We start from the raw sequence: 551 nt of genomic DNA on the forward strand, positions 1-551 counted from the left end.
GCTATTTTTGTCGCGTCCGGGTCTGAACTATCGGGGTCTGGGACTTCGACTTCTACAGGCTGTTGAACAGTGTATTGATCACTTTCTGTGGGTAAAATGTCGAAGCGAAAATAATTCATTTGCCCTAGGTCTGAACAGTCGACATCGGCTGTAGACGCTAAAATTTTGAACTCTTGTTTTGGTTCAAACTGATCTTGTAATATTGCGTCACTGTCAAGTATATGACTAGCTTCGATCTGACAAAATATTTGATCTCCAATCGCATTTGTGTTGGCGGCAAGATCAAATATTACTTGTTCTCGTCTTGAGGTTAAATCGAGCATATATAGTTTGCCCGCATTTCCTGGGTCCAAATAGATTATAAATTCTGGAATCGTACCTCGATCGTCTGGGAAATTTTCATTTTCGCGATCAGCAGATAAGTCGGTATCTAAGATGGTTAGTTGAGTTTTATTGCTAATTAATCGAGTAAGTAGCGGGACTGTTCTTGGATTAGGGAGCAGAGGATTTGTGACTTCTATAACTGTTAAGTCATTCGAGTCAATATTAAA

General features: G+C 39.7%; 1 protein-coding gene. It reads right to left on the reverse strand.

The window, feature by feature from the left end:
• Positions 1–551, reverse strand: a 551-nt coding sequence (locus tag A3762_RS27195) for a hypothetical protein (protein ID WP_197469063.1), incomplete at both ends; no start/stop codon positions are given.

The sequence above is a fragment of the Oleiphilus sp. HI0125 genome (genome assembly GCF_001635355.1).